Below are 12258 nucleotides of genomic sequence, written 5' to 3'. Positions count from 1 at the left end.
CAGTCGATCGTGTTCAGAGCAGGCCGCGGCGGAAAATTCCCGTGGTCGCGGTCCCTGTCGAGCCGATGTCGACCGAATAGAGCGTCTGCAGCCCCTGGGTGGTCGACGCCTGCGAGGTGACGAAGCTCTGTTGTTGCTGGTTGGACGCATTGTGCGCGGCATTCGACAACGCCTGGCTGGTCGCGACGAACAGATTGCCCGTCGCCATCGACGGCGAATCGCCGATCAGCAGCGTGTTCGCCTGGGTGATCGAATCGGTGATCGCGCTGTTCACGTGGCTGGGAAAGGCCATTGGGAAGTCCTTTTCGGTGATGGCGGACGTGTGGTGCCGCCGGTTGATCGATCATGCCGAGCACTGCTGCCGGCAACTCAGCTCAAGTCTTCGGTCCGGCGCCGCCGGTCTGGATCGCGTACAGCATGGCGACGCCTGCCGTGGTCGCGGCCTGCGCCGCCATGTTCATCTGCTGTTGTGCGAGCGTGGCATTATGAGCGGCGTTGGCCAGCGCCTGCGCCGTCGCCTGATAGAGGTTGCCCATCGCAACCGCCGGAGCGGACCCCAGCGTTTCGACATTGGCCTGCGTGACGGAATCCGTGATCTGGTTGTTCACGGCTGTCGGATACGCCATCTTCTACCTCTGCCTTCGACTGAACGACACGTCGCCGCCCAACATCACACCAGGCTGCCCGATTTCAGGATGTCCTCGGTCGCGACGCCGGTCGACGCGGTATCGAGGGCGTACAAGGTCGCGACGCCCATCGTCGTCGCGGCCTGGCCGGTGACGAAGCTCTGCTGTGCGGCATTGGTCGCATTGTGCGCGGCATTGGCGAGTGCCTGAGCCGTCGCTTGGTATAGATTGCCCATCGCGATCGCCGGCGCATCGCCCAGCACCTTTACGTTGGCCTGGGTGACGGAATCGGTGATCTGGTCGTTGACGAAGGTTGGAAATGCCATGTCTTACTCCCCAAGAATAGTGACGAGCGGCGAAGCCGGGCGTCGTGAAATTAACCGGCCTCGGCGCGGTCACATGCCTCAGACGAGGCTGCCGGGACGCGGGCTGTTGGCGGCCGAACGGAAGATGTCTTCGGTGGCGACGCCGGTCGATGCGGTGTCGAGTGAATAGAGCGTCGCAACGCCCATGGTCGTCGCCGCCTGCGCTGTGACGTAGCTCTGCTGCTGCGCATTGGTCGCATTGTGCGCGGCATTCGCCAGCGCCTGAGCCGTCGCCTGATACAGATTGCCCATCGCGATCGCCGGGGCGTCGCCAAGAACCTTGGTGTTCGCCTGGGTGATCGAATCGGTGATCTGGTCGTTCACATGAGTTGGGAAAGCCATCGGAACCTCTTTCTGCAATGGGGCCGCGGCGATCGGTTGGTCGATCGATCGGACGACACGATGGTGTTCCGATCGCACGCCGATTACTTGGACGGACCCGAGAATATGTGCGGCGGAATACGTAGCCGGCGAAGCGCGACCCGGCTTGAGACGCTGTCGTCGGTCAGCGATTGCGCCGACTCGGCCAACGTTTTCGATCACTCGGCTGGATCGCTCGCCGACTCGGACAAAAACGATGACAAGGTAGCCAGCGGCGCGACTCGGTGCGCGGCGCGGCGGAACTCGCGCGGGCTCTGTCCGACGATGCGGCGAAAGCTGCGCTCGAAATAGCTCAGATCGGCGAATCCGACTTGAAAGGCGACGTCGGTGACGCTGGCGGCCGGGTCCGCCGCCAGCTGTTCGCGCGCCTTCAGAATACGGATGTGGCGGAGCAGCGATTTAAACGGTGCGCCGACAACGCTCCGGAACAGAGCACTCAGATGCGACGGACTGACGCCCGCCAGTGTCGCCAGTTCGGTCAGCACCACCGGTTGGTCATAGCAGCGGCCGAGATGCGCGAGCGCCCGCCGCAAGGCGACATGGACGTCATACGAGTCGCCCTCCTCCGGGCTAACCGCCCGGCGGGCCCAATGGTCGAGAGACGACACGTCCGCCTCTGTCTGGGCGATCGAGCGCAGGGCCGGCGCCGCAATATCGGGCAAGGCTATGTGCGGCGCGTAAAGCCGAATATCGACGTCACGGATCGGCGTCGCGCCGGTCATCGTCGCGACACGCGCGACCACGCGCTCGACTTCCGACAGGTTTTCCGGCCAGCCATAAGCGCGACAGGTGTCGATAAACACGTCGGTGCGCTTGATATCGACCTGATAGCCGAGCCGCGCGATAGCGTCACAAACGAGGGCATCGATATCCTCGGAGCGATCGCGGATCGGGGGAATCGTCGCGATGAGAAAATCCAACTCGGTCGCCAAGGTGCGGGAAAAGCGCCCTGCCGCAACCTCGTCGCGCAGGTCGGCAGTCGTCGAGGCGATGATCCGAACGCTGGAAAGCGGCGTCGCCGTCGGCCGTTGCGCGATGCGCGAAGGGAAACTCAGCAGCAGCGCGTCCTGCAGCGGCGCGGCAAGTTCGTCGACATTGGCAAGAAACAGCGTGCCGCCGTCCGCCGCCGCCAGCCACTCGGGCGGCAGCCCGTCGGGACGAGCGCAATCGACCTGCACGAACGCCCCGTCCGCGCGGGGGCCACAACAATGGATCGCCGTCGCCAGCTGGAATTTTTCCGTACCGAATTCGCCGCGCAACGTTACCGGCAAGGGACTCGATGCGGCGATCTCGATGAAGCGATCCAGGTCGCGCAAGGCACGGCTCAGCCCGACAAGCCGCAGCGGCTGGCCCCAGCGCTCGCGCGACCAATGTTCGAGCTGATACCGTTTGGCGAGCCTGCCGCATTGCTGGGCGAATTGAGCCAGAAGAACGGGCAGCGGACCATCCAGGTCGCGCGGATCCTCAAACTGCGTCCGGAGTGTGCCGATTGACCGGCCGGCAAAGGTGATCGCGAACGGAAGGAAAGGCGCCCCCGCCCGATCTTGTCCGGCCGCGCGTGCATGACTGTCGCGCGCGGCGGCTTGCCAGCGCGATGCCAATCCTTGCCGTCCCCGCTGCTGGCGCAAAACCCACATGCCATCGAGCTCGAGTTCGAGCGACACCAGTCGCGCCTGGATGACAAGCGCGCGGGTCAATCCCTCGAGCAGTTCCGGAAGGTCGCGGAACGATCGGTTGACGCTAGCGACAAGTTGGTCACCGAAATGTTCACTCGTAAATGCCACGAGCGTCTCCGAAATGAGTTCGACAACGCTCGTGGACTACGAGTAAATCGCGCTGGGTTATTGACCCGCAGTTAGCCCACTGCAATAGTGAATTATCTCAGTAATGAACCATTTAGAATGGTTAACATGCCTTTTCGAAATGCATTAGGGCATCGAAAATGCGCCGCAACGATGGGAAAGAACTAGCGTTCCGGCAGACTACAGGTACGTCAGATCGACGCTGCCTGATAAGGTTGGCTTCGTGTCTTTCAGCGAACTCGTGGCGGCTAGCTGCCGCAGGATCTGATCCATCAACGAAACGAAGGGTGCAATGTCAGCTCTACCCGGCATGCATCTCAGAATTTCAACGCAGCGTTAGGTTGGTGTATTCGCACCTGCCCGCGATTTTCGAACCAGTGCGACGATCACAACGCTTCCTGAGCCATCGGCATGAACGCAGGGCAGCTATCGGTTACGGCGCATCGGAAGCCAATGGTCGGATGTCGGCCAAACCCCGGCTTTCGAAGCGGCGGCGAGAGAAGATCAAATTTATAGCGGAACGCGACTTTTGTTTCGCTTGGAGTGCGAGGCGATCGCGCCCTCGTTCTTCATGCGTTTTTCATGGGCCACGCCACGTTTCCAGCTAAGTGTCTGAAAACATGGTGGGCGCGACAGGGATTGAACCTGTGACCCCACCCGTGTGAAGGGTGTGCTCTACCGCTGAGCTACGCGCCCGATCGCGAGCCGATCCCGGCATCGCAAAAGGAAGGGGGCGACGTTTAGCGCCGCCCCGTTGTCATCGCCTTAAGACGATCCGTTCGATCTTGTCCAGCCCCCGAAAGGACCGGCCGGGATCAGTTGACCGAATCCTTCAGGCCCTTGCCGGCCTTGAACTTGGGCTGGGTCGATGCCTTGATCGTCATCGGCTCGCCGGTACGCGGATTGCGGCCGGTCGATGCCTTGCGCTTCGAAACCGAGAAAGTGCCGAAACCGACCAGGCGAACCTCGTCGCCCTTCTTGAGCGCGCCGCCGATCACGTCGAACACGGCCTCCACGGCCTTGCTGGCATCGCCTTTGCTGAGGCCTGCCGTGTCGGCAACGGCGCTGATCAGCTCCTGCTTGTTCATCGTCCTCGAAACCCCCGTTTAGAGTGCGTTACACGTTTGCTACTGGAATAAGACTCGCGGCCCCAGGCCGGGCGCGCAGTAACGCTGCTCCGGGCGAACGAGTCAAAACAAATCCGCCGCAACCTCGACCGTAACGATCGAATTTGCGGCGGATCGTTTCGTCGCGTCCCGTTTCAGCACGCGTCACTTGGTTTCAGCAGAGCTGAAACGGACGCGGCACCGTCTCAGCGGAGCTGCAAACGATTAATGCGGTAGCTCCCCTGCCTGGGCGATGTTCGCCGGCGGCTGCGCCGCCAGTTCGTCGGCCTCGGTCCAGTCGATTGCTTCGAGCGGCTGGGTCAATGCGAGCCGCAGCACTTCGTCGACATGCTCGACCGGGATGATCTTGAGTCCCTTGCGGATATTCGCCGGAATCTCGACGAGGTCCTTCTCATTGTCCTTGGGAATCAACACCGTCTCGATGCCGCCGCGCAACGCCGCCAGCAGCTTTTCCTTCAAGCCGCCGATCGGCAGCACGCGGCCGCGCAACGTGACCTCGCCGGTCATCGCGATCTCCCGCCGCACCGGCACGCCGGTCATCGTCGAGACGATCGAGGTGACCAGGCCAATGCCGGCCGACGGACCGTCCTTGGGCACGGCTCCTTCGGGCAGATGGATGTGGATATCCTTGCGCGCGAACAGGCTGGGCTTGATGCCGTAAGACGGCGCCCGCGCCTGGACGAAGCTCATTGCCGCCTGGACGCTTTCCTTCATGACGTCGCCCAGCGTACCGGTCGTCTTGACCATGCCCTTGCCCTGCACGGTGACGCTCTCGATCGTCAGCAATTCGCCGCCGACCTCGGTCCAGGCTAGTCCGGTGACCGCACCGATCTGGTTTTCGGTCTCCGAAAGGCCATGGCGATACTTCAGCACGCCCGCGAACTCGTGGAGGTTCTCCGGCGTGATCGTCACGCTCTCGACCTTGCCTTCGAGGATCTGGCGCAAGGCCTTCCTGGCGAGCTTGGCGATCTCGCGCTCGAGCGTGCGAACGCCCGCTTCCCGCGTGTAGCGCTGGATCAGCGCGCGCAGGCCTTCATGGGTCAGCGTGAATTCGCCTTCCTTGAGCCCATGCGCCTCGACCTGCTTGGCGATCAGGTGGCGCTCGGCGATCTCGACCTTCTCGTCCTCGGTATAGCCTTCGAGCCGGATGATCTCCATGCGATCGAGCAACGGCTGCGGCAGGTTGAGCGTGTTCGCGGTGGTGACGAACATCACGTCCGACAGGTCGATGTCGATCTCGAGATAATGGTCGTTGAACTTGCTGTTCTGTTCAGGGTCGAGCACCTCGAGCAGGGCCGAGGCGGGATCGCCACGGAAATCCTGGCCGAGCTTGTCGATCTCATCGAGCAGGAACAGCGGGTTCGACGCGCCGGCCTTTTTCAGGTTCGACACGATCTTGCCCGGCAGCGAGCCGATATAGGTCCGCCTGTGGCCGCGAATCTCGGCCTCGTCGCGCACGCCACCCAGCGACTGGCGGATGAACTCGCGCCCAGTCGCCTTGGCGATCGACTTGCCCAGGCTGGTCTTGCCGACACCGGGAGGGCCGACCAGGCACAGAATCGGGCCCTTGAGCTTGTTGGTGCGCGCCTGGACCGCGAGATATTCGATGATCCGGTCCTTGACCTTCTCGAGCGCGTAATGGTCCTCGTCGAGCACCGCCTGCGCCGCGGCGATATCCTTCTTGAGCTTGGACTTCTTGCCCCAGGGCAGACCCAGCAGCACGTCGAGATAATTGCGCACGACCGTGGCCTCGGCCGACATCGGCGCCATCGTCTTCAACTTCTTGAGCTCGGCGGTCGCCTTGGTGCGCGCTTCCTTGCTCAGCTTGAGCGTGGCGATCTTCTGGGTCAGCTCGGCGATCTCGTCGCCATCGCCTTCGTCAGCCTCATTGCCCAGCTCGCGCTGGATCGCCTTCAACTGCTCGTTGAGATAATATTCGCGCTGGGTCTTCTCCATCTGGCGCTTGACCCGCGACTTGATCTTCTTCTCGACCTGCAGGACGCCGAGTTCGCCTTCCATGAAGGCATAGACCATCTCGAGCCGCTTCGACTGGTCGAGCTCGACCAGCAATGCCTGCTTTTCGGCGACCTTGATCGCGATATTGCCGGCGATCGAATCGGCCAGCCGCGACGGCTCCTCGATCTCGCTCAGCTGCACCGCGGTTTCCGCCGGCAGCTTGCGGTTGAGCTTGGAATAGGATTCGAACTGATCGACCACCGAGCGCATCAGCGCCTGGATCTCGACGCCCTTCACGGCCTCTTCCTCGACCCGCGCGATCTCGGCGGTGAGGTGGTCGCCGCCGCCCGACAATGCCGTCAGCGTGGCGCGCGCCTTGCCCTCGACCAGCACGCGGACGGTGCCGTCGGGAAGCTTCAGCAGCTGCAGGATCGTCGCAACGACGCCCATGTCGTACAGGTCGTCGCGCTGCGGATCGTCCTGCGCGGGGTCGAGCTGCGCGACCAGGAAAATCTCCTTGTCGGCGGCCATCGCGCTTTCCAGCGCGGCTACCGACTTGTCGCGGCCGACGAACAGCGGCACGATCATGTGGGGAAACACCACTATGTCGCGCAGCGGCAATACGGGGAAGGATTGGACGGTCATGGATACTCCGGAGGCGCCCAACCAGGGCGCTTTTGTCTTTCTATATGGGAAGCGTGAGCATTCCATCAATCTCCCACGCCTGTTCGTCCCCGGATTGGTGGGGATAAGCCTGATCACCGCCGCCGCGGCCGGCGCCGCGAGCCTGCCCAAGAAGGGCGAGCCGCCGCTGACAGCCCAAACCCAACGGTCGGGCGGGCCGGTCGATCCCGACCAGGCCAAGCTGCGATTTGATACCGCCGATCTGTCGTTCGAGGTGCTGCCGGACACCGAACAGCTCAAGGCCGTGGCGGTGGAGAGTTTCACCCCCAAGGCGCCGGCCGACAAGCTGGTGATCGATCTCGACAAGAATCTCGGACCGAGCGCGATCGCGATCGACGGGCAGAAACTGCCGGCGAGCGCCTGGTCCAATCCCGATGGGCGGCTGACGATCAAGCTCCCGCGAACCTATGCGGCGGGTGAGCGCGTCACCGCGACGATCGTGTACGGCGGCGTCCCGCACGTCGCGGTCAACGCGCCGTGGGACGATGGCGTGGTCTGGTCGAAGACCAAGGACGGGCGGCTGTGGTTCGCCACGACGAGCGAAGGCTATGGTTGCGACATATTGTGGCCGTGCTTCGACTTTCCGGAAGGCGAACCGGCCAAGGTCGCGCTTCACATCACAATTCCCAAGGGGCTGAAGGCGCCGTCGAACGGCGTGTTCAAGGGCGTCGACACCGGGGCCGACGGACGCGAGACGTGGAACTGGGAGATCAAGCATCCCAACACCTATGCGATCGCGCTCAATGTCGCGCCTTACGAAGTGATCTCTGCCGACTATAAGAGCCGCTTTGGCAACACGATTCCGATGTTCTACTGGTATTTGCCGGGCGAGGAAGAGCAGGCGAAGAAGCTGTTCGCCGAATTCGCGCCAACGCTCGATTTCTTCGAAAGCAATGTCGGCCCCTACCCGTTCGGCGACGAGAAGCTCGGCGTGGTCGAGACGCCGCATCTCGGCATGGAGCACCAGACGATCAACGCGTACGGCAACGCCTATAAAAAGGCGCCCGAGGGCTTCGATTGGCTGTTCCAGCACGAATTCAGCCACGAATGGTTCGGCAACCAGGTGACCGCCGCCAATTGGGACGATTACTGGATCCACGAAGGCTATGGCGAGTATATGCAGCCGGCCTATGGCCTGTGGCGCGAAGGCTATGCCCGCTACGCGACGATGCTGGACGAACAGCGCAACAAGATCGTCAACGCCGTACCGATCACGCGCGGCCGCTGGATCACCGAGGAAGAGGTGTACGAGCCGACCAAGGGCGGTCCGGGCGGCGACATCTATTACAAGGGCGCGTGGATGCTCCACACTTTGCGCTGGCTGATCGGCGACAAGCAATTCTGGGACGTGACGCGGCTCGAAGTCTATGGCCGCCCCGATCCCAAACCAGGCAATTTCATTCCGCGCTTCAGCTCGACCCGCGAGTATGAGGACAATGTCAGGAAGGTTACCGGCAAGGACCTAGACTGGTTCTTCGACATCTATCTGCGCAAAGCCGATCTGCCCGAGCTGGTCGAAGCGCGCAGCGGCGACAAGCTCAACCTGTTCTGGCTGACTCCCGACAACCTCCCCTTCCCGATGCCGATCGAGGTGCTGGTCGACGACAGGTTGATGAAGGTCGACATGCTCGACGGCACCGCGACGATCGACGTACCCGCCGGCGCGCATGTCGTGGTCGACCCCTATGCCCGCGTGCTGAAACGATCGCGCGCGGTTGAGGATTATCGCGCAGGGCTCAAGCTGAAGCAGTAAGTGTATTGCCCTAATAATACGGTTGGAGCATGATAAGCCCGATGCCGCACGCTTTCCCAAACGATGCGGTCGCCCTGCCCGGGCTTGCCGCGATCATGCTCGGTTTCCTTGCGTTCTTCATCGCGCTGATGGCGGCGCGGCATCGGGCGACAAAGGTCGGCACCACGCCCTTGTCGCAACGCGCCTCGATCACCTGGCTCTGGATCGTCGTCCAGGGAATCGGCATCGGCGTGTCGGGCTTTGGCCCCGTCCGCGTCGAACTCGATCCGCTGTCGGTGAAAGCTATCATCGAGGCGCTCGTGGTCCTTGCGCTGATGTTGGGCGCCGTATGGTTGTTCCATGCCTCCTCGCGCGCGATGGGCAAGAACTGGGCATTGGTTGCCCGCACGCTGACCGACCACACGCTCGTCCAGAGCGGCCCGTTCGCGGTCGTGCGCAACCCGATCTATGTCGCGTTGTTCGGGTTCATGATCGCGATGGCGATCGCGTTCGGCCACACGCGCAATTTGATCGTCGGCGTGCCGCTCTACGCGCTCGGGACCTGGATGCGCGTCGCGCATGAGGAACGGCTGCTGAGGACGCAGTTTGGGGCGGCGTATGATGACTATGCGGCGCGGGTGAAAAGGTTCGTGCCGGGGGTTTTCTAGGCAGACTTCCCCTCTCCCCTTGTGGGAGTTTGGGGTCGGCCCTGCCCCCGGCAGGGCCTAAACAATACGGGGTATTGTTTACCCCAAACTGGTTGCGCAGACTTGGGTCGCGCCCTTGCGTGGCCCTAGTCGAAGCTGGGTGAGGGGTAAGCGGTCGCTCTCGCGACCGCGCGAAGCTGCGCTTCGCTTCCCCTCATCCAACTGCGACTAGCGAGCGAGCTCGCAAGTCTCCGTATCCTTCTCCCACAAGGGGAGAAGGTTTGGAACGCCGATCAGCCTTACGGCCTCGGATTCAACATCGACCAGAATTTCGGCCCGCCCTTGGGCACGTGCCATTCGTCGATCACCTCGAACCCGAGCGACTGATAGAGACTGACATTGCGCGGCGTCGCGGTTTCGAGGAACGCTGGCATGCCGTCCTCGCGCGCCTTGGCGAGCCCCTGGCGAATCGACGCCGAGCCCAGCCCCTTGCCCTGATACGCGGGATCGACGCCGGCGATGTGCAGATACCAATAGGTCCCCGATGGATGATGCGCGTCGATCGCGTCGCCCACGCGCATCGCTCGCACCAGCGAGGACCCGAAGGCGCCGATCAACGGGAACAATTGCTTGAGCATCTCGAGCTTGCCGATCTCGGCCTGCCCTGGCCGCCGCCACAAGGTCGCCGCTTCACCGCTCCCGGTCACCAGCGGCATGCCGCCGGCATCCTCGTCGAAGATCAGCCGGAACATGCGCGGCAGGCGCTTCACTCGCTCGGCGCGGTCGGGAAAAATGTACGACGTCGCCGGATCGTCGGCGAAAGCGCGCGCGAGCGTCAAGGCGACGGCGTCGCGATCCGCCCTGGTCGCCACGCGAATCATGCCGCTTTGCAACCTTCGGCCTTGAGCACCCGCTTGGTCGATGCCGGATAGCGTTCGAGCATCGCCGCCGGACGGATCGGCCGCGGCACGAAATTACCGCCACAATTGGGACAGACGCCGCCGAGCACGCCCTCGGCGCACTCCGCGCAGAAGGTGCATTCGAACGTGCAGATGCGGGCGTCGGGGCTGTCGGCCGGCAGATCTCGGTCGCAGCATTCGCAATTCGGTCTCAGGTCGAGCATCGCCCCCCTCCCCCAATGAGCTTGTGCTCCTGCGCAAGCAGGGGCCTAGAGCCAAGAGCGGAACGGCAAATAGCCCTGGGCTCCTGCTTTCGCAGGAGCACAGGCTCTGGACCGCACGGTCGGATCAGGCGGCGTCGCCGGCCTTTTCCTTTTCCTTCTTGGCATAGACGCGGATCGGATCCTTACGGCCCTCGACCACGTCCTTGTCGATCATCACTTCGTCGACGCCGTCCATGCCGGGCAGGTCGAACATCGTGTCGAGCAGGATGCCTTCCAGGATCGAGCGCAGTCCGCGCGCGCCGGTCTTGCGGTCGATCGCCTTGCGCGCGACCGTCGATAGCGCATCGTCGGTGAAGCCCAGCTTCACGTCCTCCATTTCGAACAGCTTCTGATACTGCTTGACCAGCGCGTTCTTGGGCTCGGACAGGATCTTGACCAGCGCCGGCTCGTCGAGATCCTCCAGCGTCGCGATCACCGGCAAGCGGCCGACGAATTCGGGGATCAGGCCGAACTTCAACAGATCCTCGGGCTCGACCGACTTCAGCACTTCGCCCGTGCGACGCTCGTCGGGTGCCGCGACATGCGCGCCGAACCCGATCGACTTGCCCTGCAGGCGATCGCCGATGATCTTTTCCAGGCCCGAGAAGGCGCCGCCGCAGATGAACAGGATGTTGGTCGTGTCGACCTGCAGGAATTCCTGCTGCGGGTGCTTGCGGCCGCCCTGCGGCGGAACGCTCGCGGTCGTCCCTTCCATCAGCTTGAGCAATGCCTGCTGCACGCCTTCGCCCGACACGTCGCGCGTGATCGACGGATTCTCGGCCTTGCGGCTGATCTTGTCGATCTCGTCGATATAGACGATGCCGCGCTGCGCCCGCTCGACATTATAGTCGGAGGCCTGGAGCAGCTTGAGGATGATGTTCTCGACATCCTCACCGACATAGCCGGCTTCGGTCAGCGTCGTCGCATCGGCCATCGTGAACGGCACGTCGAGGATTCGTGCCAAGGTCTGCGCGAGCAACGTCTTGCCGCACCCGGTCGGGCCGACCAGCAGGATGTTCGACTTGGCGAGCTCGACATCGGCGCCCTTGGCACCGTGGTTGAGCCGCTTGTAATGGTTGTGCACCGCGACCGAGAGCACGCGCTTGGCCTGTTTCTGGCCGATCACATAGTCATCCAACACGTCGCAGATTTCCTGCGGCGTGGGGACGCCACCGTCCTTCTTGGAGACCAATGCCGACTTCGTTTCCTCACGGATGATGTCGTTGCACAGCTCCACGCACTCGTCGCAGATAAACACGGTCGGGCCGGCGATGAGCTTCCTCACTTCGTGCTGCGATTTCCCGCAGAACGAGCAATAAAGTGTGCTCTTCGAATCGCCGCCATCTAACTTTGGCATTCAATCACCTCGTCACGCGCGGATACGGGCGCGTACCGTTTTCGGGCGCATATGTTAGCGCACCACCGTAAACCCACAATAAAAATCACGTCGCCTTAACCGCGTTACCGCGACGGCAGGACGGGTCGCCGCATTTCGTCGACCGCGTCCTTGGCCTCTTTCAGTCCCGATCCCGTCGCTTCGCGGACCAATTTGATCGCGTTGATCACCTGACCATTGGCCAGCAATCGTTCGACCTCCACGCGAGTTTCGCTCGATAATTCCAGCTTTTGCCTGGCCGGAACCGCCACCCGCTGCACGCGCGGTCGTGGCGCCGCCATCAAATCGTCCGAGCGACCGCGCGGCCGCATCGCCATGACCGCCAGGACCAGAAAGACCAGTCCCGCCAGAATCAGCAGGGGCAACGGAATGAACATTCC

At 62.8% G+C, this 12258-nt stretch carries 13 protein-coding genes and 1 tRNA gene; 2 read left to right on the top strand and 12 right to left on the bottom strand.

Annotated features, from left to right (window positions below):
- Nucleotides 1-13: 13 nt before the first annotated feature.
- The 8 genes from AC1DRD_RS05570 to lon all read right to left on the bottom strand — a co-directional run bounded on the left by AC1DRD_RS05570 (nucleotide 14) and on the right by lon (nucleotide 6902).
- Complete coding sequence (locus AC1DRD_RS05570) at nucleotides 14-292, bottom strand: RebB family R body protein (RefSeq protein WP_478031661.1); 279 nt, start codon at nucleotides 290-292, stop codon at nucleotides 14-16.
- Between the two features lie 82 nt (nucleotides 293-374).
- On the bottom strand, nucleotides 375-626 hold the full coding sequence (locus AC1DRD_RS05565; protein ID WP_478031660.1) for a RebB family R body protein: 252 nt from the start codon (nucleotides 624-626) through the stop codon (nucleotides 375-377).
- Nucleotides 627-670: 44 nt separating this feature from the next.
- Nucleotides 671-952: a RebB family R body protein gene (locus AC1DRD_RS05560; RefSeq protein WP_478031658.1), complete on the bottom strand. Its 282-nt coding sequence runs from the start codon at nucleotides 950-952 to the stop codon at nucleotides 671-673.
- 78 nt (nucleotides 953-1030) lie between these two features.
- On the bottom strand, nucleotides 1031-1333 hold the full coding sequence (locus tag AC1DRD_RS05555; RefSeq protein ID WP_478031656.1) for a RebB family R body protein: 303 nt from the start codon (nucleotides 1331-1333) through the stop codon (nucleotides 1031-1033).
- Nucleotides 1334-1530: 197 nt separating this feature from the next.
- The gene (locus AC1DRD_RS05550; protein WP_478040633.1) at nucleotides 1531-3156 is read right to left on the bottom strand and encodes a helix-turn-helix domain-containing protein; all 1626 of its coding nucleotides are present in this window, start codon (nucleotides 3154-3156) and stop codon (nucleotides 1531-1533) included.
- Nucleotides 3157-3795: 639 nt separating this feature from the next.
- Nucleotides 3796-3870: transfer RNA gene (locus AC1DRD_RS05545), tRNA-Val, on the bottom strand.
- Nucleotides 3871-3989: 119 nt separating this feature from the next.
- Nucleotides 3990-4262 (bottom strand): HU family DNA-binding protein, encoded by a 273-nt coding sequence (locus AC1DRD_RS05540; RefSeq protein WP_066585106.1) that lies wholly within the window; start codon nucleotides 4260-4262, stop codon nucleotides 3990-3992.
- 243 nt (nucleotides 4263-4505) lie between these two features.
- On the bottom strand, nucleotides 4506-6902 hold the full coding sequence (gene lon, locus AC1DRD_RS05535; RefSeq protein WP_478040632.1) for an endopeptidase La: 2397 nt from the start codon (nucleotides 6900-6902) through the stop codon (nucleotides 4506-4508).
- On the opposite strand from lon, the gene AC1DRD_RS05530 reads away from it, so the two are divergent.
- On the top strand, nucleotides 6901-8694 hold the full coding sequence (locus AC1DRD_RS05530; RefSeq protein WP_478040631.1) for a M1 family metallopeptidase: 1794 nt from the start codon (nucleotides 6901-6903) through the stop codon (nucleotides 8692-8694). The genes lon and AC1DRD_RS05530 overlap by 2 nt on opposite strands.
- 41 nt (nucleotides 8695-8735) lie before the next feature.
- Entirely contained in the window at nucleotides 8736-9341 is a 606-nt protein-coding gene (locus AC1DRD_RS05525; RefSeq protein WP_478031650.1) for a methyltransferase family protein, read from the top strand.
- Nucleotides 9342-9619: 278 nt separating this feature from the next.
- Here the strand turns inward: AC1DRD_RS05525 and AC1DRD_RS05520 are convergent, their stop codons facing one another.
- The 4 genes from AC1DRD_RS05520 to AC1DRD_RS05505 all read right to left on the bottom strand — a co-directional run bounded on the left by AC1DRD_RS05520 (nucleotide 9620) and on the right by AC1DRD_RS05505 (nucleotide 12255).
- Nucleotides 9620-10201 (bottom strand): GNAT family N-acetyltransferase, encoded by a 582-nt coding sequence (locus AC1DRD_RS05520; RefSeq protein ID WP_478031648.1) that lies wholly within the window; start codon nucleotides 10199-10201, stop codon nucleotides 9620-9622.
- Nucleotides 10198-10443 carry a DUF1272 domain-containing protein gene (locus AC1DRD_RS05515; RefSeq protein ID WP_478031646.1) on the bottom strand — a complete coding sequence of 82 codons (246 nt, stop codon included), beginning with the start codon at nucleotides 10441-10443 and terminating at the stop codon, nucleotides 10198-10200. Before AC1DRD_RS05515 ends, AC1DRD_RS05520 begins: the two co-directional genes overlap by 4 nt.
- 124 nt (nucleotides 10444-10567) lie before the next feature.
- Complete coding sequence (clpX, locus tag AC1DRD_RS05510) at nucleotides 10568-11839, bottom strand: ATP-dependent Clp protease ATP-binding subunit ClpX (protein ID WP_478031644.1); 1272 nt, start codon at nucleotides 11837-11839, stop codon at nucleotides 10568-10570.
- Between the two features lie 104 nt (nucleotides 11840-11943).
- On the bottom strand, nucleotides 11944-12255 hold the full coding sequence (locus AC1DRD_RS05505; protein ID WP_478031642.1) for a ribosomal protein L7/L12: 312 nt from the start codon (nucleotides 12253-12255) through the stop codon (nucleotides 11944-11946).
- Between the last annotated feature and the right edge of the window lie 3 nt (nucleotides 12256-12258).

The sequence above is a fragment of the Sphingomonas sp. P4_G2 genome (assembly GCF_056401155.1).
The sequence above is the reverse complement of the archived record's forward strand: the minus strand, read 5'-3'. Positions and strand labels throughout refer to the sequence as shown.

Excerpts from the sequence above, each read along its gene's own strand:
- AC1DRD_RS05570 (WP_478031661.1), bottom strand. The coding sequence starts at position 292 with ATGGCCTTTCCCAGCCACGTGAACAGCGCGATCACCGATTCGATCACC.
- AC1DRD_RS05565 (WP_478031660.1), bottom strand. The coding sequence starts at position 626 with ATGGCGTATCCGACAGCCGTGAACAACCAGATCACGGATTCCGTCACG.
- AC1DRD_RS05560 (WP_478031658.1), bottom strand. The coding sequence starts at position 952 with ATGGCATTTCCAACCTTCGTCAACGACCAGATCACCGATTCCGTCACC.
- AC1DRD_RS05555 (WP_478031656.1), bottom strand. The coding sequence starts at position 1,333 with ATGGCTTTCCCAACTCATGTGAACGACCAGATCACCGATTCGATCACC.
- AC1DRD_RS05540 (WP_066585106.1), bottom strand. The coding sequence starts at position 4,262 with ATGAACAAGCAGGAGCTGATCAGCGCCGTTGCCGACACGGCAGGCCTC.
- AC1DRD_RS05530 (WP_478040631.1), top strand. The coding sequence starts at position 6,901 with ATGGATACTCCGGAGGCGCCCAACCAGGGCGCTTTTGTCTTTCTATAT.
- lon (WP_478040632.1), bottom strand. The coding sequence starts at position 6,902 with ATGACCGTCCAATCCTTCCCCGTATTGCCGCTGCGCGACATAGTGGTG.
- AC1DRD_RS05525 (WP_478031650.1), top strand. The coding sequence starts at position 8,736 with ATGCCGCACGCTTTCCCAAACGATGCGGTCGCCCTGCCCGGGCTTGCC.
- AC1DRD_RS05520 (WP_478031648.1), bottom strand. The coding sequence starts at position 10,201 with ATGATTCGCGTGGCGACCAGGGCGGATCGCGACGCCGTCGCCTTGACG.
- AC1DRD_RS05515 (WP_478031646.1), bottom strand. The coding sequence starts at position 10,443 with ATGCTCGACCTGAGACCGAATTGCGAATGCTGCGACCGAGATCTGCCG.
- clpX (WP_478031644.1), bottom strand. The coding sequence starts at position 11,839 with ATGCCAAAGTTAGATGGCGGCGATTCGAAGAGCACACTTTATTGCTCG.
- AC1DRD_RS05505 (WP_478031642.1), bottom strand. The coding sequence starts at position 12,255 with ATGTTCATTCCGTTGCCCCTGCTGATTCTGGCGGGACTGGTCTTTCTG.